Source organism: Planosporangium thailandense (genome assembly GCF_011947195.1).
Classification (GTDB): domain Bacteria; phylum Actinomycetota; class Actinomycetes; order Mycobacteriales; family Micromonosporaceae; genus Planosporangium; species Planosporangium thailandense.
Genome location: NZ_JAATVY010000020.1, coordinates 59,110 through 80,347, shown reverse-complemented (window position 1 = coordinate 80,347; position 21,238 = coordinate 59,110). Strand labels below are relative to the sequence as shown.

17 protein-coding genes are annotated in these 21,238 nt (G+C 70.9%); 5 read left to right on the top strand and 12 right to left on the bottom strand.

What is annotated here, in order from left to right:
• From trpA to HC031_RS23475, 6 genes are all read right to left on the bottom strand, one after another.
• Nucleotides 1-816: a tryptophan synthase subunit alpha gene (gene trpA / locus HC031_RS23500; RefSeq protein WP_167927568.1), complete on the bottom strand. Its 816-nt coding sequence runs from the start codon at nt 814-816 to the stop codon at nt 1-3.
• A complete protein-coding gene (gene trpB, locus HC031_RS23495; RefSeq protein ID WP_167927599.1) occupies nt 813-1,970 on the bottom strand; it encodes a tryptophan synthase subunit beta in 1,158 nt (385 codons plus the stop codon). Before trpB ends, trpA begins: the two co-directional genes overlap by 4 nt.
• Nucleotides 1,971-2,165: 195 nt before the next feature.
• Complete coding sequence (locus HC031_RS23490; protein ID WP_167927567.1) at nt 2,166-2,780, bottom strand: sarcosine oxidase subunit gamma; 615 nt, start codon at nt 2,778-2,780, stop codon at nt 2,166-2,168.
• Nucleotides 2,773-5,610, bottom strand: a complete 2,838-nt coding sequence (locus HC031_RS23485) for a sarcosine oxidase subunit alpha family protein (RefSeq protein ID WP_167927566.1) — start codon at nt 5,608-5,610, stop codon at nt 2,773-2,775. Before HC031_RS23485 ends, HC031_RS23490 begins: the two co-directional genes overlap by 8 nt.
• Nucleotides 5,607-5,885, bottom strand: coding sequence for a sarcosine oxidase subunit delta (locus HC031_RS23480; protein ID WP_167927565.1), 279 nt, complete (start codon nt 5,883-5,885; stop codon nt 5,607-5,609). The genes HC031_RS23485 and HC031_RS23480 overlap by 4 nt, the downstream gene beginning before the upstream one ends.
• A 62-nt stretch (nt 5,886-5,947) precedes the next feature.
• Nucleotides 5,948-7,174, bottom strand: a complete 1,227-nt coding sequence (locus HC031_RS23475; protein WP_167927564.1) for a sarcosine oxidase subunit beta family protein — start codon at nt 7,172-7,174, stop codon at nt 5,948-5,950.
• Nucleotides 7,175-7,403: 229 nt separating this feature from the next.
• On the opposite strand from HC031_RS23475, the gene HC031_RS23470 reads away from it, so the two are divergent.
• From HC031_RS23470 to HC031_RS23460, 3 genes are all read left to right on the top strand, one after another.
• Nucleotides 7,404-8,438, top strand: a complete 1,035-nt coding sequence (locus tag HC031_RS23470) for a hypothetical protein (RefSeq protein WP_167927563.1) — start codon at nt 7,404-7,406, stop codon at nt 8,436-8,438.
• An 82-nt stretch (nt 8,439-8,520) separates the two neighbouring features.
• On the top strand, nt 8,521-9,435 hold the full coding sequence (locus HC031_RS23465) for a phosphatase PAP2 family protein (RefSeq protein WP_167927562.1): 915 nt from the start codon (nt 8,521-8,523) through the stop codon (nt 9,433-9,435).
• Nucleotides 9,436-9,650: 215 nt separating this feature from the next.
• Complete coding sequence (locus HC031_RS23460; RefSeq protein ID WP_338090796.1) at nt 9,651-10,439, top strand: GNAT family N-acetyltransferase; 789 nt, start codon at nt 9,651-9,653, stop codon at nt 10,437-10,439.
• Nucleotides 10,440-10,489: 50 nt separating this feature from the next.
• Here HC031_RS23460 and HC031_RS23455 read toward each other — a convergent pair whose 3' ends face one another.
• The gene (locus tag HC031_RS23455) at nt 10,490-11,077 is read right to left on the bottom strand and encodes a chloramphenicol phosphotransferase CPT family protein (protein WP_338090795.1); all 588 of its coding nucleotides are present in this window, start codon (nt 11,075-11,077) and stop codon (nt 10,490-10,492) included.
• A 173-nt stretch (nt 11,078-11,250) separates the two neighbouring features.
• On the opposite strand from HC031_RS23455, the gene HC031_RS23450 reads away from it, so the two are divergent.
• Nucleotides 11,251-12,771, top strand: a complete 1,521-nt coding sequence (locus tag HC031_RS23450; RefSeq protein WP_167927560.1) for a long-chain-fatty-acid--CoA ligase — start codon at nt 11,251-11,253, stop codon at nt 12,769-12,771.
• A complete protein-coding gene (locus HC031_RS23445; protein ID WP_167927559.1) occupies nt 12,772-13,755 on the top strand; it encodes a phosphotriesterase family protein in 984 nt (327 codons plus the stop codon).
• Nucleotides 13,756-13,785: 30 nt separating this feature from the next.
• Here the strand turns inward: HC031_RS23445 and HC031_RS23440 are convergent, their stop codons facing one another.
• The 5 genes from HC031_RS23440 to HC031_RS23420 all read right to left on the bottom strand — a co-directional run bounded on the left by HC031_RS23440 (nt 13,786) and on the right by HC031_RS23420 (nt 21,209).
• On the bottom strand, nt 13,786-15,390 hold the full coding sequence (locus tag HC031_RS23440; protein ID WP_167927558.1) for a Na+/H+ antiporter: 1,605 nt from the start codon (nt 15,388-15,390) through the stop codon (nt 13,786-13,788).
• Between the two features lie 86 nt (nt 15,391-15,476).
• The gene (locus tag HC031_RS23435) at nt 15,477-16,463 is read right to left on the bottom strand and encodes an ABC transporter substrate-binding protein (RefSeq protein ID WP_167927557.1); all 987 of its coding nucleotides are present in this window, start codon (nt 16,461-16,463) and stop codon (nt 15,477-15,479) included.
• Between the two features lie 100 nt (nt 16,464-16,563).
• Nucleotides 16,564-18,615 carry an ABC transporter permease gene (locus HC031_RS23430; protein ID WP_167927556.1) on the bottom strand — a complete coding sequence of 684 codons (2,052 nt, stop codon included), beginning with the start codon at nt 18,613-18,615 and terminating at the stop codon, nt 16,564-16,566.
• Entirely contained in the window at nt 18,615-19,694 is a 1,080-nt protein-coding gene (locus HC031_RS23425; protein WP_167927555.1) for a quaternary amine ABC transporter ATP-binding protein, read from the bottom strand. Before HC031_RS23425 ends, HC031_RS23430 begins: the two co-directional genes overlap by 1 nt.
• A gap of 45 nt (nt 19,695-19,739) precedes the next feature.
• Nucleotides 19,740-21,209, bottom strand: a complete 1,470-nt coding sequence (locus HC031_RS23420; RefSeq protein ID WP_167927554.1) for an aldehyde dehydrogenase family protein — start codon at nt 21,207-21,209, stop codon at nt 19,740-19,742.
• Nucleotides 21,210-21,238 lie beyond the last annotated feature (29 nt).

Genomic DNA, 21,238 nt, shown 5'->3' with positions numbered 1-21,238 from the left:
TCACGAGACTACTGAGGCCGATCCGGAGACTTCTGAGGGCGACCCAGCGTCCAGCGCCTGGCGCATGCCGGCCACGACGGCGCTTACCTGCGCCGGCGTGGCGCCGTCGAGAATCCTGCGCATGAGAGCCGTTCCGACCACGACCCCGTCGGCGAGCGTGGCCGCCTCGGCGGCGTGGTCCGGTGTGGAGATACCGAAGCCGAGCAGTACCGGGCGGTCGGTGAGCGCGGTCAGGCGACGCGCGAGCAGGGCCGCCGACCCGGCGACCCGGTCCCGCTCGCCGGTCGTGCCCATGAGGCTGACCGCGTACACGAAGCCCCTGCTCAGCGCCGCGATCCGCGCGAGGCGCTCGGGTCCGGTGACCGGGGACGCGAGCAGGGTCAGCTCCACCCCGGCGGTCTCGGCGTGCCCGCGCAGGTCGTCCGCCTCGTCGAGCGGGACGTCCGACACGATGAGCCCGCGTACCCCGGCCGCCGCGAGCGCGGCGCAGAACGCGGCCGCCCCCTCGTGGACGACGAGGTTGTAGTAGGTCATCGCGATGAGTGGGACGCCGAGCCGGACGGCGGCCAGCTCCTCGAGGACGCTCCGGGTCGTGACGCCCCTGGCGAGGGCCCGGTCGGACGCCTCCTGGATGGTCGGCCCGTCCAGGATCGGATCGGAGAACGGCAGTCCGATCTCGATCGCGTCGGCCCCCGCGCTCGCGTAGCCGCGCGCGTACTCGATCCAGTCCGCCGTGATGCCGCCCGTCAGGTACGGCACCAGCAGCTTCCGGCCCCGCGCGCGCTGCTCCCGAAGATGTACCTCGACGCCGGTCACAGCCGCTCCATCAGCGCGGTGATGTCCTTGTCGCCCCGGCCGGACAGCGTCACCAGGACCGTGCAGCCCGGCGGCAGTTCGCCGCTGTCGGCCGCCCGCAACACCCACGCGACCGCGTGCGCGGACTCGAGCGCGGGCAGGATGCCTTCGGTACGGGCCAGCCGGGCCACCGCGGCGATCACCTCGTCGTCGCTGACCGTCACGTACCGGGCCCGGCCGCTGTCGGCGAGGTGGGCGTGTTCCGGGCCGATGCCGGGGTAGTCGAGCCCGGCGGCGATCGAGTGGGCCTCGACGACCTGCCCGTTGTCGTCCTGAAGGACATAGGAACGGAAGCCGTGCAGCACCCCGACCCGTCCGAACGTGGCGGCCGCGCCGCCTTCCGCTTCCACCCCGACCAGCCGCGCCGCGGTGTCCACGAAGCCGGCGAAGGTGCCGGCGGCGTTCGAACCGCCGCCGACGCAGGCGACGACGTAGTCGGGAACGCCGGTGCTCAGCTCGGCGGCGCACTGCGTGCGCGCCTCGTCACCGATCACCCGCTGGAGTTCGCGCACCATCCACGGGTACGGGTGCGGGCCCATGACCGAGCCGGCGCAGTAGTACGCGGAGTCCACGCACGTCACCCAGTGGCGCATCGCCTCGCTGGTGGCGTCCTTGAGGGTGCGGCTGCCGGCCGTCACCGGTACGACCTCGGCGCCGAGCAGGCGCATTCGGAACACGTTCAGCGCCTGGCGCTCCATGTCGCGTTCGCCCATGAACACGGTGACGCGAAGCCCCAGGAGGGCGCCCGCGGTGGCGGTGGCGACGCCGTGCTGGCCGGCGCCGGTCTCGGCGATCAGTCGGGTCTTTCCCATGCGGCGGGCGAGCAGCGCCTGGCCCAGGACGTTGTTGATTTTGTGCGAGCCGGTGTGGGCGAGGTCCTCGCGCTTGAGCAGGATCGTGACGCCGAGCTCGACCGACAGGTTCCAAGCCGGCGTGACCGGGGTCGGCCGGCCGGCCTGTACGGCGAGCAGCCGGTCGAGGTCGCGCCGGAACCGGGGATCGGCCCACGCCTCGCGGAACGCCTGTTCGAGCTCCTGGCAGGCCGGTACGAGGGACTCGGGCACGAACTGTCCACCGTGGTCACCGAATCGGCCGAGCCGGTCCGGATCGCCCATCTTCGTCCGCCGGCCGACGAGCGTCGACCCCGGCCGTAATGACACCGGCCGTAACGACACGTCGCTCACAGCCACCTCCTAAGAGTTCTAGAACTGTTGGGGAAGTGTCGCACAGGACCCGGAACGCACGCCACCCCGGCCCGGCATCTGCCGGACCGGGGTGGCGGGTGTGCGGACGGTCGGGTGGGCGGATGATTACGCCTGGGGGCCGGTGAACTCCACGCTCGCGTCGATCAGCCAGTCGGCCAGGTAGGACGCGAATGACGAGCGGACGAGCACCCAGAACGCCCCGGACTCACGCGCGATCAGGACGACCTGCGCCTGGGCCAGTCGCGTCTGCGCGCAGGCGCCCTCGCTGAACGAGCGCGGGTGCAGGTCGAGCGCGCAGCCGAAGGCCAGCAGGTCGCGCACCCGCGGTCCGGACAGCTCCAGGACGGTCCGCTGCGCGGACACGTCCACCACCGCCGGGTGCCCGGTCCCGAGGGCCGACCGCAGCCGGGCTTCCAGGTCACCCTCGCCGCCAGCCGGGCCGATGACCAGCCACTCGTCGGGCCCGAGCCAGGCGATCGTCAGCTCGCCGGCGCGGGCGGCGACGCCCGCCGCGGTCGGCAGCGCCACGCCGAGCTCCTTGCCGGCCGCGTCGGCCGCCGGGCCCTTCGGGTCCAGCCGCAGGTTGAGCTGGGCCAGGAACGGCACCTCGGCGATCGAGACCGCACCGCCGGTCGCGGCGGCGACGTCGGCGAGGCGGTCCGCGGCGAGGGCCAGCGGGCTGCGTCGTACGGTCGGTCGTACGGTCGTCTGCTCAGCCATCACGTCGGGCCCCTTCCGGGTCGTACAGAACCGAACTGGTGATCGTCACCGGTACGAGCGCGTCGCCGAGCGGCGCGTACACCCGCTCGCCGATGCGGCCCCGGCCGCCACGGATGAGCGCGAGCGCGAACGGGCGACCGAGCGCCGCGCTGTGGTAGCTGGAGGTGACGTGGCCGAGCATCGGCACCGGTGGCTCCGGCAGCGCACCAGTCGCCACGGTCTCGGCGGCGACCAGGTGGACGCCTTCGGGCAGCAGGGTGGTGCCGTCGTCGGGCAGCAACCCCACCAGCTGCTTGCGGTCGGGCCGGTGGTTGTCGGCGCGGGCGAAGGAGCGCTTGCCGACGAAGTCGGCCTTCTTCTTCGACACGATCCAGTCCATGCCCAGGTCCTGCGGCGTCACCGTGCCGTCGGTGTCCTGGCCGATGATCGGGAACCCCTTCTCGGCGCGGAGCACGTGCATCGTCTCCGTGCCGTACGTGGTGATGCCGAACGGCTGACCGGCGTCGTACACCGCCTGCCACAGCGCGAGCGCGTCCCACCAGCTCACATTCAGCTCGTACGCGAGCTCGCCGGAGAAGCTGATCCGGCACACCCGGGTCGGGATGCCCGCCACCTCGGTGTCGCGCCAGGTCATGAACGGGAAGCTGGCGTTGTCGACGGCGAGCGTGGGCGCGAGCGTCGCCAGTACTTCGCGGGAGCGCGGCCCGACCAGCGCGACGGTCGCCCACTGCTCGGTCACCGACGTGCAGTGCACCCGCAGGTCCGGCCACTCGGTCTGGAGGAAGTCCTCCATCCACTCCAGCACCGCGGCCGCGCCACCGGTCGTCGTGGTGACCAGGAAGCGGTCCTCGGCCAGGCGGATCACGGTGCCGTCGTCGAAGACCATGCCGTCCGCGCGGCACATCACGCCGTACCGGATCGAGCCGACCTTCAGCGTGCTCATCATGTTCGTGTACAGGCGGTCCAGCAGCACCGCCGCGTCCGGGCCCTGCACGTCGATCTTGCCGAGCGTGGAGGCGTCCATCATGGCGACGCCCTCGCGGGCCGCCCGGCACTCCCGCAGTACCGCGGCGTGCATGTCCTCGCCGTCGCGCGGGTAGTACCACGGCCGCTTCCATTGGCCGACGTTCTCGAACAGCGCCCCGGCCGCCTCGTGCCACGGGTGCAGCGCGGTCACCCGTACCGGGTCGTACAGCATGCCGCGGTCGCGTCCGGCCAGGGCGGCGAAGCTCACCGGCGTGTACGGCGGCCGGAACGTCGTCGTGCCCAGCTCGCCGACGTCGACGCCGAGCAGGTGCGCCACGACCCCGCTGGTCAGTACCCCGGAGGTCTTGCCCTGGTCGTGCGCGGTTCCCGCGGTGGTGTAGCGCTTGACGTGCTCCACCGACCGCATGCCGGCGCCGGTGGCGCGGCGGATCTCGGCGACCGTGACGTCGCGCTGCAGGTCGACGTACTGCCGGGACTCGTCGCCCGGCAGCACCCACACCTGGGCGGTGGGCGAAGCGGGTTGCTCGTCGGCAGCCGGGAGCCGCGTGTCGGCGGGGGCGGTGAAGCCGGCCGCCTCGACCGCCTCGCGGCCCGCCGCGGCCCCTTCGGCAAGGCAGCCGGCGAGGCCGAAGGTACCCTTCGCGGCGCCGGCGACCGCCACCGCCTGGCGGCAGCCGTCCGGCACGAACGAGCCCAGGTCGGTGTCGAAGCGCAGCCGCCCGCCGGCGTGGCTGTACAGGGCGCCGACCGGGTTCCAGCCGCCGGAGACCAGCAGCAGGTCCGCCGCGACGTCCCGGCTGCCGTCCGGGCCGGCGAGGGTCACCGCCGAGACGCGGTCGGCGCCCGTCACGTCGGCCACGCCGTACCCGGCCAGCACCTCGACGCCGCGCTCGGCACAGCGCGGGCCCCACACCGGGCTGCCGCCGGTGCGCAGGTCGGCCACCGCCGCGATCTCGACACCGGCGTCGAGCAGGTCGAAGACCGCCTCGTACGCGCTGTCGTTGGTGGTGAGCACGACCGCCCGGCGGCCCGGCAGGACCCCGTACCGGTTGACGTAAGTCCGGGCGGCGCCGGCCAGCATGACACCGGGGATGTCGTTGCCGTTGAACGCCAGCGGCCGCTCGTGCGCGCCGGTGGCAAGGATGACGCGCCGGGCCCGGATGCGCCAGATCCGCTCGCGCGACCGGTGGGCGGGCGCCGCGGCGCCGAGGTGGTTGGTACGCCGCTCGACCGCCAGGACGAAGTTGTCGTCGTAGTACCCGAACGCGGTGGTGCGGGTCAGCAGCTTGACTTCCGGGTTGGACCGCAGCCGGTCGGCAACGGACGTCGCCCACTCGAGGACCGACGTTTCGCGGGTGCCCAGCAGGCTGCCGCCGGGCTCGGGCCGCTCGTCGACGACGATGACCCGGGCGCCGGTCTCAGCCGCGACCGCCGCGGCGGCGAGGCCCGCGGGGCCGGCGCCGACGACGAGGACGTCACAGTGGACGTGTACCGAGTCGTAGCGGGCCGGGTCCGGCTCGGGGCTCAGCCGACCCTGGCCGCCCAGCCCGCACGCGACGAGACCGTCGTACAGTTCGACGGTCGTCGCCGTCAGCATCGGCTCGGGGAACGGCGCCTCGACCTGTACGAGCGCGTTGGGCTCCTCGGCACCGGCGGCGAAGATGCCGCGCGGCCGGTCGAACTTGATGCTCGTCGACGTCTGGATCACGCCGTTGGCCAGTAGCGCCGAGGCGAGCGTGTCGCCGACGTAGCCGGTGTAGTCGCTCCCGTCGAAGCGGAAGCGGATCGGACGGCTCCGGTCGATTCGGCCGCCCTGGGCCGTCCGGAATTCTTGCGTGCTCATGCGATCACCGGCTTAGGCGTGCCGACCGGGTAGACGGCCAGAATCTCGTAGGTCACCGTGTCCCGGATGACGTTGAACCAGCGCCGGCAGCTCGCGCTGTGGTTCCAACGCTCGGCGAACGGTCCCTTCGGGTTGTCGCGGTAGAACAGGAACCGGGCCCACTCCTCATCGGAGAGCGCGGACGGGTCTTCCGGATAGGACACATGCGCCTGACCGCCGTAGTGGAACTCGGCCTCCTCTCGGGGGCCGCACCAGGGACAGGAGATGAGCATCATCGTCGCGGGCTCCTTGGAGTACGTGGCGGTTGGGTGCGGCCTCGGCCGCGCAGGGTGGCGGTTCAGTGCGCGACCGCGGCGGCGCCGTGCTCGTCGACGAGCGCGCCGGTGGTGAAGCGTTCCAGGCTGAAGGGTGCGTTGAGCGGGTGCGGCTCGCCGTTGGCGATCGTGTGCGCGTAACACCAGCCGACGCCGGGCGTGGCCTTGAAACCGCCGGTGCCCCAGCCACAGTTGACGTACAGCTCGTCGACCGGGGTCAGCCCCATGATGGCGGAGGCGTCCGGGGTGACGTCGACGATGCCGCCCCAGGTGCGCAGGACGTGGGCGCGGGCGAAGGTCGGGAACAGCTCCAGCGCCGCGGACATCTGCCGCTCGATGATGTGGAACGAACCGCGCTGGCCGTAGCCGTTGTAGCTGTCGATGCCGGCGCCCATGACCAGCTCGCCCTTGTGGGCCTGGCTGACGTATACGTGCACGGCGTTGGACATCACGACCGTCGGGTGCACGGGCTCGAGAAGCTCGGAGACGAGCGCCTGTAGCGGGTGGCTCTGCACCGGCAGGTCGACACCGGCCATCGCGGCGACCACGCTGGCGTGGCCCGCGGCGCACATGGCGACCTTCCCGGCCGCGATCGGGCCGCGCGTGGTCCGCACCCCGACCGCCCGGCCGTCGACGATGTCGATGCCGGTCACCTCGCAGTGCTGGATGAGGTCCACACCCATCGCGTCGGCGGCGCGGGCGAAGGCCCAGGCGACGTAGTCGTGCTTGGCGATGCCGGCGCGGGGCTGGTAGGTGCCGCCGAGCACCGGGTAGCGCACGTCGGGGGAGATGTTGACGATGGGGCAGACTTCCTTGACCTGCTGCGGGTCGAGCCATTCGGCGTCCACGCCGTTGAGGCGGTTGGCCTCCACCCGGCGCACGCTGTCGCGGACGTCCTGGAGGCTGTGGGCGAGGTTGAGCACGCCGCGCTGGCTGAACAGGATCGGGTAGTCGAGCTGTTCCTCGAGCCCCTCCCACAGCTTCAGGGCGTGTTCGTAGATGCCGGCGCTCTCGTCCCAGAGGTAGTTCGATCGGATGATCGTCGTGTTGCGGGCCATGTTGCCGCCGGCGAGCCACCCGCGTTCGAGCACGGCGACGTTGGTGATGCCGTGGTTTTTCGCCAGGTAGTAGGCGGTGGCCAGGCCGTGCCCGCCGCCGCCGATGATGACGACGTCATAGCTGCGCTTGGGTTCGGGCGTGCGCCAGAGCCAATCCGGGTGGTCGGGCAGATCGCTTCCAGGTCCGGCCATCGGGATCCTTCCGTTTCTGAATGCCCGCGTCGCCAGGTACCGACGTCTCGGCATACGCAACAGCTATCGCCATTCGCAACCAGGGTGCTCTCGGGGTAGGCACATGTCAAGGGTCCGCGACGGCATTTGATGACCGCTCTGCCCGATATCTGACCGCATGGCACGGCAGCGCTTTTGGTGGCTCCCCGGTGGAGTGACGGCGATCGTCGATTGACCGACACTGGCTGACGTGGGAGACGTCCTCACCAACGGGCCGGTCCGACCGGACCGGCCGCGGCGGCGCGCGCCGGTCGTGGCCGGCGTCGTCCTGCTCGTCGTCGCCGGGATCGCCGTGGTCGCGCTCGACGCCGGTCACGGGCGGCGGCCGGCTCCGCCCGCGGCCGCTACCCCGGCGGCCGCATCAGCTCCGGCCGTGACCCCGGCAGCGCGTACGCCCGCGCCGGCCGGTACGCCGTGCCCGGCAGCGAACCCTTGGGCGACAGACCAGGTGGCCGCGCTGGTCGTCGATCGGCTCGGGTACGGCGGCGCGTCGACCCTGGAGCGATGCGACCGTACCGCCACGGACGGGCCCTGGACCGTGGTCGTACGCCGAGCCGACGGCTCCCTCGGCAGGCACGGCGCGGTCGTGACGTTTCCGGTCCCGGCGCCGGTGCCCGCCCGTACCGTCAAGGTCGGCACAGCGTCCGGCACAGCGCCCGGCACGGCGGCCGCGGGAACGGTGGTGTGGCCGGTCGGCGGGGCATACGCGCGCGTACGGGGCGACCTGGCCGAAGCCGACCTGGTGGCGATAGCCGCCCGCACGACGGTCGCCGCCGGCCGGCCCGTGGTGGACCCGCCGAACGGGTACGTGGTGGTGTCGACCGGACCGTACCGGCCGGCGACCATCCACGAAGTCCGCTACGGCACGACGGCGCTGGGCGAGCAGGAGGCGCTCGGTGCCGGCCTGGTCTATACCGGGGTGGCCGGCGGGGGCGGGTTCGAAGACCGGCTCTACGCCAGCCACGCGGACGACGGCGGGCTGGTCCACGGCGGGCTGGTCCATGGCGCACCGACCGTCGTGTCGACCCTGCTCGGCGGTAACGCCACCCTCGCCTGGGAGCCGGCGCCAGGAGTGGTGGCGTACGTCGGGTACAGCGGCGCCGGGCCGGACCATGAGGCCGTCGCCGCGCTTGCGCGCCTGGCCGGCCGTACCCGTGCCATCACCGGCGCCGAGTGGCGCGCCACCGGCCCGTCCACCTCGGACCAGATCAACGAGCCCGGCTAGCGATGGCCGCGCAGTGCGGCCGCGCAGTGTGGTCCCGCGCCGTGACCCCGCGGTGTGGCCCCGATCGGCTAGGTTGCTGAGCATGCGCGGGTGGCCGGTCGGTCTGACGCTGTGGTTGCTGGTGCTGGCGGCTGCCGACGCTGCCGGCATCGTGGCGGTCTGGCGGATTTTCGTGCGATCCAGACACGGGCAGCTTCTGGACACGGTCGCGCTGGCGGGCAACAGTATCGGGCAGGCGCGGATCGAAGGTCTGGTCGACACGGTCCTCAACGGGATGTCGGTCGTGTCGTTGCTGGTCGCCACCGCGGTCGTCGGTTTCATCGCGCTGATCCGGCGCCGCGCAGCGGTGGCGTTCGGGGTCGTCGTGCTCATCGTCGGCGCCAACGTCACCACCCAGCTGCTCAAGCAGTTCATCGACCGCCCCGAGCTGGGGGTCGACCCGCAGCGGGCGGCGGCCGGCAACAGCCTGCCGAGCGGCCACACGACCATCGCGGCCTCGGTCGCGGTGGCGTTCATGCTGGTCCTGCCGGCCCGGCTGCGCGGTGTCGGCGCCGTGATCGGCGCCGGGTTCGCCGCGGTCGCCGGAATCGCGACGCTGTCGGCCGGCTGGCACCGTCCCAGCGACGCGGTGGCCGCCCTGCTGGTCGTCGGCGGGTGGGCCGGCGTCGCCGGCCTGGTCATCGTCACCGCGCAGCGCCGCCACGGCGGAGTCCGGTACGGCCCGTCGAACCGGTTGGCGGTGCGGGTACTCGCCGCCGCGGGGGTCGTCCTGCTGGCCGGCGCGGGCCTTGCGCTGGCGCTGACCGGTCAGGTGCTGTCGACGCCGCCTGACGAGCTGAGCCGGCACCAGTTGTTTGTCGCCTACGCCGGCGGGGCGATGGGGATCGCCGGCGCGGCGGGGCTCGTACTCGCCTCGGTGCTGGCGACGGCGCACCGGGTCGTGCCGCAGGTCGTGCCCTCGGCCGATGACCCGCAGGAGCGCGCGGCCATCGGCTGACCCAGCGTCGTCACCGGCTGAGTGCGGCAGCAAGATGAGTTGGTGGGTATGAATCCGTCGGTCGCGAAATGCCCAGGCAGCGGCCCACGCCGCGACAATGGGCCGTGCACAACCGACCCGGGAACCAGCCCGATCGAGGGGGTAGCCGAGATCCGCACGGCAGTACCGCCGGCGCAAGCCGACGGCGACCACCTGCCTTCACGGAAGAGGTATTTGTGATCGATACTGCTGCTCTGCTCCGCGTCTATGACCAGCAACTCCGCATGGCAGAGACGACGAACTTACCTGCCGGGGTCACAGTGGAACGTGATGGTCCGGTCGTACGCATCGTCGGACAGTTCCGCGGCTTCATCAGCGCACCGCGTGACGTGGGATTGCAGGGCCGCGAACTGGATGAGCTCATCGTCCGCCAGCGCGACTACTTCCGCGCGCGCGGTGAGGCGGTGGCATGGAAGGTCCGGGGTCATGACGAGCCGGCAGATCTGTCTGCGCGCCTGCGCGCCGCCGGCTTCTCGCCGGAGGAGCAGGAGACCGTACTCATCGCGCCGGTCGAGGCACTCGCGATCGAGCCGGCAGCGCCTGACAGCGTGACGATACGGCAGGTGACCGCCGACGAGGACCTACGTCGCATCGCCGAGCTGGAGTCGGAAGTCTGGGGCCAGGACCTGAGCCGGCTGGCAGACGACCTGATCTCACGGATCGAGGCCGACCCGAATGGCATCGCCGTGTTCGCCGCCGAAGCCGCTGGCGCCGTTGTCTCGGCGGCGTGGCTGATGTTCAGGTCCGGCACCGAGTTCGCCGGACTGTTGGGCGGTTCCACGTCGGCGGATTGGCGAGGCAGAGGCATCTACCGTGCCCTGGTCGCTCATCGGGCGAAGCTCGCGGCCAACCGGGGAGTGCGATACCTGCAGGTCGATGCTTCCGAGGACAGCCGGCCGATCCTCCAGCGCTTGGGCTTCCTGGCGGTGACGACTACGACACCGTATGTGTGGGCGCCGAGTTGATCTGAGTCGGCGCTGTCTCGGCGTGTCGGCTGGGTCGCTTGGTGGTCGGGTCAGCCCTCGAGGGCGGTCAGGTGGGACGCGATCGCGCTGGCGCAGTCGGCGGCGCTGGTGGCGGTGGTCTCCACGACCAGGTCGTAGATGACGCCCTCGTGCACCCGTTCGGCCTGGAGACGAGCCATCCCGACAACCCGGTCCGGCCGGCCGCGTTCCCGAGCGGCGGCGACCTCGGGGGTGCAATGCACTCCGACCCACACCACCGGAAGGCCTGACAGGGCGGCCGCCAACCGCTTCTGTGACGACCCGCCGCCCAGGAAGACCTCATCGAGGATGAGACCCGTTCCGCAGCGCCCTATCACCGCCAGGCCCGCGTACCAGGCTGCCTCGGCCCGACGGAAGTCCTCGCTGACGGTCACGGATCCGTCCGGACCGAACTCGATGGAGCCTTGAGCTCCCTCCGGCCCGTCCCGGTCCTGTTGCGCCCGGATGAGGTCATCGACTTCATCACCGCCCGGCAGTGCCCGGACAAGGTCATCGACCCCCAGCGTCATCCAGGTTGGACCGAGCAGCCGCTGGAGGGAGCGAGCGATCGAGGTCTTGCCCGAGCTCGAGCCGCCGTTCAGGACTACGACCGGTGTCACCCGTCGACCGTACCTGGCCGCTGTCGAGGCGTAGCCGCCCCGCGCGGACATATACCCACTAACTCATCTTGCTGCCGCACTCGTCACCGGCTGTGTTGTGCATGTGCTCTTCACACCGTACCGACCGGCCGGTATGTTCCTGGCACCCGCACCGTGTCCCGGCAGGAGGAGCGATGAGTTTCAATCTCGCGACGATGCTGCGAGAGTCCGCGACCGCGAACCCGGACAAGCCACTGTGCCACCTGGACGATTTCACGTTCACCTACCGGCAGGTCGACGAGATCAGCGGCCGGGTCGCCGCGAGCCTCCTGGCGCTGGGCCTGGAGCGCGGCGACAAGGTCGCGGTCCAGCTGCCCAACGTGCCGCAGTTCCTGTTCACGTACTTCGGGATCCTGAAGGCCGGGCTCGTGATGGTGCCGCTCAACCCGCTGCTCAAGGCGCCGGAGGTCGCCTACCACCTGGACGACAGCGACGCGCGGGTGCTTGTGACCTTCGAGCTGTTCACCGCTGAGGCGTGCAAGGGCGTCGCGCAGCTCGAGACGCCGGTGCCGACGTACGTGGTGCCGCTGCCGGGAAGCCAGGAACGGCCGGAGGGTACGCGGCACTACGACGAGCTGTACGCCGCCGCCGACACCCGCGACATCGTCCCGTTGAGCCCCGACGACACGGCCGTGCTGCTGTACACCAGCGGTACGACGGGCAAGCCGAAGGGCGCCGAGCTCACCCACTTCCAGCTCTTCATGAACTGCACTGTCGCCGGCGAGCTGTTCGAGTTCCGCGACGACGACATCGGCGTCGCGGTCCTCCCGCTGTTCCACGTGTTCGGACTGTCCAGCGTGCTCAACGTCGTGGTCCGTTTCGCCGGGACGATGGTGCTGGTGCCCCGGTTCGACGCCAGTGCCGTCCTCGACGCCATCGAGAAGCACCGGTGCACCATCTTCTCCGGCGTGCCCACCATGTACTTCGCGCTGAACGCCGCGGATGTGTCCGGCCGCGACCTGTCGTCGCTGCGCGTCGGCGTCTCCGGCGGTGCGGCCATCCCCGGCGAGGTGATCCGCGCGTTCGAGGAGAAGTTCCCCGGCTGCGTGATCCTCGAAGGCTACGGGCTGTCGGAGAGCGCCAGCACCACGACCTTCAACGTCAGTGCGGAGCAGCGCAAGGTGCTGTCGATCGGCAAGCCGATCTGGGGTGTGGAGGTGCGCATCGTCGACGACATCGACCGGGAGCTGCCGTCCGGCCCGGAGCACGTCGGTGAGATCGTGATCCGGGGTCACAACATCATGAAGGGGTACTACAAGAAGCCCGAGGCCACCGCCGAAGCGTTCCGCGGCGGCTGGTTCCACACCGGCGACCTCGCCTACCGCGACTCCGACGGCTATCTGTTCATTGTGGACCGCAAGAAGGATCTCATCATCCGCGGCGGCTTCAACGTCTACCCGCGCGAGATCGAGGAGGTGCTGTACGCGCACCCGGCGGTGAACGAAGCCGCCGTCATCGGCCGGGTTGACGAGAAGCTCGGCGAGGAGGTCATGGCGATCGTGTCCCTCAAGCCCGGCGCGACCGCGACGCCCGAGGAGATCATCGAGTACGCGAAGGAACGGGTCGCCGCGTACAAGTACCCGCGCGAGGTGCGCATCGTCCCCGAGCTGCCCAAGGGCCCCACCGGCAAGATACTCAAGAAGGAGCTGCGCTGAATGTCACCGGTCAACACCGTCCGCGGACCCGTGGACAGCGCCGACCTCGGCCGTACCTACATGCACGAGCACATCTTCGTCCTGACCGCGGACGTCCAGCAGAACTACCCGGACGAGTGGGGCGACGAGGAGGCCCGTGTCGCGGACGCCGTGGCGAAGCTGAGTGAACTGGCCGGCCAGGGGGTGCGTACGATCGTCGACCCGACCGTCATCGGCCTCGGCCGCTACATTCCGCGCATCCAGCGGGTCGCCGAGCAGGTCCCGGACCTCAACATCGTCGTCGCGACCGGCTGCTACACCTACGGCGACGTGCCGTTCTTCTTCCACTACCGGGGGCCGGCCCTCAACGCGGCCGTCGGCGCCGAGCTGCCCGATCCGATGGTCGACATGTTCGTCGGCGACATCGAGGACGGAATCGCAGGTACCGGGGTCAAGGCCGGCATGCTCAAGTGCGCAATCGACCACCCGGGGCTGACGCCCGGCGTGGAGCGGGTGATGCGCGCGGTGGCGAAGGCGCACCACCGGACCGGAACGCCGATCACGGTACACACCCACCCGGGCAGCCGGACCGGGCTGGCGGTCAAGCGGGTGCTGTGCGACGAGGAGGGGGTCGACCCCCGCCGGGTGGTGCTCGGGCACAGCGGCGACACAGGCGACGTCGACCACCTGACCGAGCTGGCCGAGGCGGGGTTCGTCCTCGGCATGGACCGGTTCGGTCTCAACCTCGACACGACGTTCGAGGCCCGCGCCGACACCCTGGTGGAGATGTGCCGGCGCGGGTACGCCGACCGGATGGTGCTGTCGCAGGACGCCTCCTGCTACCTCGACTGGGTCGACCCGAACGTGGTGCCCCTGCTGAGCCAGTGGAACTACCTGCACATCGAAAAGGACGTGCTGCCGTACGTGCGCGAGCGTGGCGTGACCGACGAGCAGATCACCACGATGCTCGTGGACGTCCCGCGGCGCTTCTTCGAGGGCGGGTGAGGCCTACCCGATCAGATCGCTCGGCTCGGGCTACTCCCGATGTGGTGTCGGCAGGATGCTCTCTTCGTGGTCGAGTTCGCTTTCGAGGACGCGCAGGTCCGCGTCGGAAAGCTGGCCCGTGTCGCGCCAGGTGAGCAGCTCGTCGCGCTCGGCGGCGATCATCTCGCGCCGGGCGCGCAGCGCCGCCCGGTAGCGCTCGTCGACGGGGAGCGTCTCGTCCTCGATGCCGGACAGCATCGCCACCCGGTCGGTGTACCGCCGTTGGCGGGATTCGGCGGCGCGTCGCAGCGGGTCGAGGACCTCGCGCAGCTCGGGGTCGGCGTCGCGCAGCTCCTTCAGCCGCTGGAGCGCGGCCTGCACCGCCGCCGCGCGGGCTTCGTTGCGGGTGAGCGCCCTGGTCACGTCGGATCCGGGCAGGCGCAGCAGTCGCAGGAGCGGGGCGAAGGTCAGGCCCTGGCCGACCAGGGTGACCAGGACCACCAGGTAGGCGCAGAACAGCAGCAGGTTGCGGGAGGGAACGGTGGCCGGCAGGGAGAACGCCGCGGCCAGGGTGATCACTCCCCGGGTGCCGGCCCAGGTCAGCGCGAGCAGTTCGCGCCCGGACAGCGGCGGGTTGCCGGCCTGCGGGTCGCCGCCGAGGCGGGCGTGCAGCCGTCCCGGCAGGTGCGCGGTGGCCCACAGCCACAGCGGTCGCACGAGCAGCACCGCGCCGACGGTCATGGCCGACGCGGCGACGAGCGTGGTGGTGGGGTAGGAGCCGAGGCCGCGTATGACCGCGGGTAGCTGCTGGCCGATCAGCAGGAACACGTAGCCTTCGAGCACGTACTCCACCAGGCGCCAGACGGCGCGTGTCTGGAGCCGGGCGCGGCCGGACTGCTGCGACGGGTTGTGGTGGCCCAGCCACAGGCCGGCGACGACGACGGCGAGTACGCCGGAGCCGTGCGTGGTCTCGGCCGCGAGATAGGCGGCGAACGGGGTGCCCAGCGACAGCACATTGTCGGTCAACGGGTCGATGATCACCCTGCGGATGCCGGTGATGAGCAGCGCGACCACCATGCCGCAGATCACGCCCCCGACGACGGCGAGCAGGAACTGGCCGAACGCCAGGCCCACGGAGACGGATCCGCTGACGAAGGCCGCGACCGCGACCTGCAGCAGGGTCAGCGCGGTGGCATCGTTGAGCAGCCCCTCGCCCTCCACCAGGGTGGTCAGCCGCGGTGGCAGCCCGGCGCGCCGGCCGACGGACAGCGCCGCCACCGGGTCGGGCGGGGCGACGGCCGCGCCGATCGCGATCGCCAGGCTCAGCGGCACGGTGGCCACCACCGCGCTGAGCCCGAAACCGACGGCGAGCGCGGTGGCCAGCACCAGCCCCACCGACAGGCTGATGACGGCGCGGGCGTTGTTGCGCAGCGCGGTCAGGCTGGACTGCAACGCGGCGCCGTACAGCAGCGGCGGGATCACGAGGTAGAGCACGAACTGCGGGTCGAGCCGGAGGTTCGGGCCGGGTAGAAAGCCGTACCCGATGCCGGCGAGGACCAGCAGGACGGCCGCCGGCAGGCCGCTGCGCTGCGCCACGACATGGGCCGCCATCACCACGATCAGCTCGGCGAGCGCCAGCGCTATCACCGCTGTCATACGACTCAGCGTATCTGTCTGGATCTTGGACGATTGTGCCGGCTATGGGTGGCACAACCGTCCAAGATCGACAAATGGGGAGCGGGTCAGCTCTTGGGCAGCCAGGCCTTGACCTTGGCCTGGTTGGCGTCGACCCACTTCTTGGCGGCCTGGTCGTCGGACAGCTTGTCCTGGGCGATGTACTTGGCGACCAGGTTCTGGTCCTCGTTCGTCCAGTGGAAGTTCTTGACGAGCTGGTACGCGGGGCTGTTGGCGTCGGCGAACTTCTTGCTGACGACCTTGTCGAGGTCGTACGCCGGGTAGTCGCAGGCGACCTTCTCCGCGTCGGCGTCGCAGCCCTGAGTGTAGGCGGGCAGGTTCACCTTGACCAGCTTCACCTCGGACAGGAACCACTGCGGCTCGTAGAAGTACCCGAGGAGCGGGGTCTTCTTCTCCTCGGCCTGCCGGAAGGCCTGGATCAGGGCCGTCTCGCTGCCGGCGTAGACCACCTTGTAGTTCAGGTTGAGGTTCTTGACGAGGGCCTCGTCGTTGGTGACGTAGGACGGGTCGCCGTCGAGGAGCTGGCCCTTGCCGCCGGACTCCGAGGTTTTGAACAGGTCGGCGTACTTGTTCAGGTTGTTCCAGTCGGTGATGTCCGGGTACTTCTGCACCATCCACGGCGGAACGTACCAGCCGATGACGCCCTTGTTGCCGGTCGAGCCGGCCTCGACCGCGGTCTTCTGGTCGTCGATGTACTTCTTCTTGAGGTCGTCGTGGCCCCAGTTCTCCAGGATCGCGTCGACCTCACCCGTGCCGAAGCCCTGCCACGCGATCTCCTCCTTGAGGTCCTTCTTGACCACCTTGCATCCGAGGTCGTGCTGCGCGACGTACGCGACGACGGCCGCGTCCGCCTCGTACCCGACCCACGGGTTGACGGCGAGGTTGAACGTCCCGCACTTGCCCGAGCCTGAGCCCGACCCGGAGCCGGACGAGGCGCCGACCTTGGCCCCGCCGCAGCCGGTGAGGGCGAGGACTGCCGCGGCGGCGATGGAGACGCCGGCCAGTCTCGCTCCCTTACTGTTGGTGAATTTCATGATCTGGTCCTCCGGAGTGTCGGTGGGGCCGATGTGTGGGTGCGTGATGTCCGTGCTCCCGGTAGGCACCGACCGGCGCACACGGGAGGGGAGATGGGAACTACCTGTAACGGGGTGTCGTGCCGCCGCCGGACCGCTCCGCCGCGGCGCAGGTGATCCGGTCGAGCATGATGCCGAGCAGCACGATGGCGGCGCCGGAGGCGAGGCCCTTGCCGTAGAGCGAGTCCTGGGAGAAGCCGGCGACCACGTCGTAGCCGAGCGCGCCGCCGCCGACCAGGCCGCCGACGACCACCATCGACAGCACGTAGATGAGGCCCTGGTTGGCCGCTAGCGTCAGCGCCTTGCGCGACATCGGCAGCTGGACCTTCGTGATCGTCTGCCAGGTGCTCGACCCGGCGGCCGTGGCGGCCTCGACGGTGGTCTCCGGGACGCCCCGGACACCGTCGGCGACGATCTTTATCGACACCGGCGCGGCGAACACGATCGCCGCGACGATCGCGGTGAACCGGCTGGCCGCGAACAGCGCCAGGAACGGGATCAGGTAGACGAACGCCGGCATCGTCTGCCCGGCGTCCAGGATCGGGCGGATGATCCGGTCGGCCCGTGTGCTACGGCCCATCCAGACCCCGATGACCACGCCCAGCACCATCGTCAGCAAGGTCGCGACGATGGTGCTGGCGAGCGTCGTCATTCCGTCCTGCCAGACTCCGGTGCCGACCAGCAGCCCCACGCAGATCGCCGCGGTGATCGCGGCCCGGACGCTGCCCAGCAGCGCCGCCAGTGCGACGACGACCGCGCCGACCAGCCACCACGGGGAGCTCGTCAGGAAGGTCTGGAACGGGTTGAGCAGCGCATTGGTGAGCGTGTCCTTGATGGCGCCGGTGAACCGGGACACGTCGCCCTGCGCCCAGTCGTACACGGCGGTGGCGGCCCGCGACAGGTAGCTGCCCAGGTCGATGGTGCTAGGGAACTCGGCGGCCCACACATAGGTGTAGGACAGGTAGGCGCAGACCAGCGCGCCGAGGCCGAACGCGATGAGCAGGGGCTTACGCAGCCGTTGCGCGCCTGGGCGCGCGGCGCTCTGGGCCTCCTCGACCTTGGCGCCGGCCGCCGTGGTGACCCGGTCCAGGACGATGGCCATCACCACGATCGCCAGGCCCGCGTTGAACGCGGTGCCGACGTCGAGGGTCTGCAGCGCCTTGATGACCGTCTTGCCGAGCCCCGGGGCGTCGATGAGCGCCGCGATCGTCACCATCGACAGCGCCGCCATGATGGTCTGGTTGACGCCCATGACGATCGTGCGTTTGGCCAGCGGCAGCAGCACCTTCGTGAGGGTCTGCCAGCGCGTCGCGCCGAGCGAGTCGGACGCTTCCAGCGGCGACTCGGGCACCGACCGGATCCCGTGCGCGGTGATGCGGATGGCCGGCGGGGCGGCGTAGATCAGGGTCGCGATCGTCGCCGACGCCGGGCCGATGGCGAACAGCAGGGTGAGCGGAGCGAGGTAGACGAAGGTCGGCATCGTCTGCATGAAGTCCAGCACCGGCGTGATCAGCTTGTTGAACCGGTTGGACAGGCCAGCCCAGATCCCAAGCGGGATGCCGATCAGCAGCGACACCAGCACCGCCGACAGCGTCAGCGCGAGGGTGTCCATGCTCTCCTGCCACAGGCCCTGCAGACCGAACAGCACGAACCCGGCGGCCGCCAGCAGCGCGACGCGCCAGTTCGCGACCGCCCACGCCACGAACGTCACGATCGCGACGACGCCCAGCCAGCCCAGGATGGGTACCGGGCGCCCGTGCGCCGGCTGGGAGATCAGCCCCTGGATGAACGTGACCAGGGTGTCGATCACCAGCCGGATCTCGTTGAAGAAGTACAGGAAGAGCGGGTTCGAGTTGCGGCTGGCGCCGACGGAGTCGTTGACGCTGTTGAGCCAGCGGTGCAGCGGCGTCAGCTGCGCGCCGGACAGGTGCAGGGTGTCGCGGCCGCGCGTCAGCAGCCAGACGGCGATCCAGACGACGACGGTGCCGGCCACCGCCGCCGGCCGGGTCAGCAACCGCCGACCGGCACGTCCGGACGCGGCCGGCGGGGTGGCGGCCGACGCGCCACCGGCGGCCGGGGCGGTGGGCGGAGTCGCGGTGGTGGTGACAGCCATCAGGCACCGGCCTCGGTGCCCGCCACGACGGCCAGGATCTCCTCGTTGCCGACGATGCCGAGCAGCTTGCCGTCCTGTACCACCCGCACCGGCTTCTCCGCGCCGAGCACCACGCGGGTCGCGTCCCGGACGATGACGTCCGGCCCCAGCTCCGGGCCGTCGAGCACGTCGTCGGGCCGGGGCTGCCGCATGATCCAGCGCAGCGTGAGGACATGGGAGCGGGGCACGTCGCTGACGAAGTCGGCGACGTAGTCGTCGGCCGGCGCGCCGACCAGTTCGTCGCCGGTACCGCACTGGACCATGCGCCCGTCGCGCATGATGAGGATCCGGTCACCCAGCTTCAGCGCCTCGGACAGGTCGTGGGTGATGAAGACCATCGTCTTGCCCACCTCGCGGTGCAGCCGGATGACCTCGTTCTGCATGTCGCGGCGGATCAGCGGGTCGAGGGCGGAGAACGGCTCGTCGAAGAAGAGCACGTCCGGGTCGCCCGCGAGGGCCCGGGCCAGCCCGACCCGCTGCTGCATGCCGCCGGAGAGCTGGCTCGGGTACGAGTTCTCGTAGCCGCCGAGGCCGACGAGCTCGATGACCTCCATGGCGCGGCGGGTGCGCTCGGCACGGCCGGTACCGCGGATCTCCAGCCCGTACGCGACATTGTCGACGACCTTGCGGTAGGGCAGCAGGCCGAAGTGCTGGAACACCATGGAGAACTTGCGGCGGCGCAGGTCGCGCAGCCGCTTGGCGTCGACGTGCAGGATGTCCTCGCCTTCGAAGACGACCTCGCCGGCCGTCGGCTCGACCAGCCGGGTCAGACATCGCACCAGGGTGGACTTGCCGGAGCCGGACAGCCCCATGACGACGAAGACCTCGCCGGGGGCGACGTCGAAGCCGACCTCCCGGACCGCGGCGGTGCAGTGTGCCCGCTCCATCAGTTCGCGCCGGGACAGCGCGGCCAGCTCCGGCGATCCCGGCACCTTGTCGGCGTTCGGTCCGAAGACCTTCCACAGATCCCGAACCGAGATGACCGGGGAGCGGCCTCCGGTCTTGGTCTGGCGCGGCGGCGCCGCCGTCTCAGTACTCATGACGCCTCTCATGTCGCGGGTTGACGGTCGCCTACCGCTTACGCGCTAGCCACGGAACCAGTTCTGCGGTCGGGGGTCGATGTTCTGCCAGATGTGCTTGGTCTCGCGGTACTCGTCCAGGCCGGTGGGGCCGAGCTCGCGGCCGAGACCGGACTGCTTGAAGCCGCCCCACTCCGCCTGCGGGACGTACGGGTGGTAGTCGTTGATCCAGACGGTGCCGTGGCGCAGCCGCTGCGCGACCCGCTGCGCCTTGCCGGCGTCGCGTGTCCACACCGCTCCGGCCAGGCCGTAGTCGGTGTCGTTGCCGATGCGCACGGCCTCGTCCTCGCCGTTGAACGTCTCGACGGTGAGGACCGGGCCGAAGGACTCCTCCCGTACGACGGACATGCCGGCGTGGCAGTTGTCGAGCACGGTCGGCAGGTAGAAGTAGCCGCCGCTGAGGGTGGGGTCGTCGGGGCGGCGGCCGCCGCAGCGCAGCGTCGCGCCCTCGGCGATACCGGCCACCACGTAGGACTCCACCTTGGACAGATGCGCGGCCGAGATGAGAGCGCCGGTCTCGGCCTCGGCGTCGAACGGCCCGCCCACCCGGATGCGCCGGGCGCGGTCGACCACGGCGTCGACGAAGGCGTCGTGGATGGACTCCTCGACGATCAGCCGCGCGCCGGCCGAGCAGACCTGCCCGGAGTGCAGGAAGACCGCGGTGAGCGCGAAGTCGACGGCGGTGTCGAAGTCGGCGTCGGCGAACACGATGTTCGGGTTCTTGCCGCCGAGTTCGAGCGCCACCCGCTTGACCGTCCTGGCGGCCGCGGCCATGAGGCTGCGACCGACCGGCAGGCTGCCGGTGAACGACACCAGATCGACGTCCGGGTGCTCACCCAGCGGCGCGCCGACCTCGGCGCCCGCGCCCAGCACCAGGTTGGCGACCCCGGCCGGCAGCCCGGCCTCCTCGAGCAGCCGCATGAGCAGGATCGCCGTCGACGGCGTGAGCTCGCTGGGCTTGAGGACGAAGGTGTTGCCGGCGGCGAGCGCCGGGGCGACCTTCCACGACGTCTGCAGGAGCGGGTAGTTCCACGGGGTGATGAGCCCGCACACGCCGAGCGGCTCGTGCACGATCCGGCTGATTGCGTCGGCGCGGCCGGTGTCGATGACCCGCCCGCTGTCGGTGCCCGCGATGCCGCCGTAGTACCGGAAGCAGGCGGTGACGTCGTCGATGTCGTACTCGGCCTCGACCAGGCGCTTGCCGGTGTCGAGCGCCTCCGCGCGGGCGAGCTCGTTCTTGTCGCGCTGCAGCAGGTCGGCGACGCGCAGCAGCAGGTCGCCGCGCTCGCGCTCGGGCGTGCGGGGCCACGGCCCCTCGTCGAACGCGCGCCGTGCGGCGGCGATGGCGGCGAGCGTGTCCTCGCCGGTCGCCTCGGCGACGGTGGCTACCAGGCTGCCGTCAGCGGGGCAGCGGATCTCGCGGCTGCCGCCGGCAACCGGTTCGCGCCACTCACCGCCGATGAACAAATGTTTCACATGGGCTCCAAGGTGCGCCCACTCGTCGG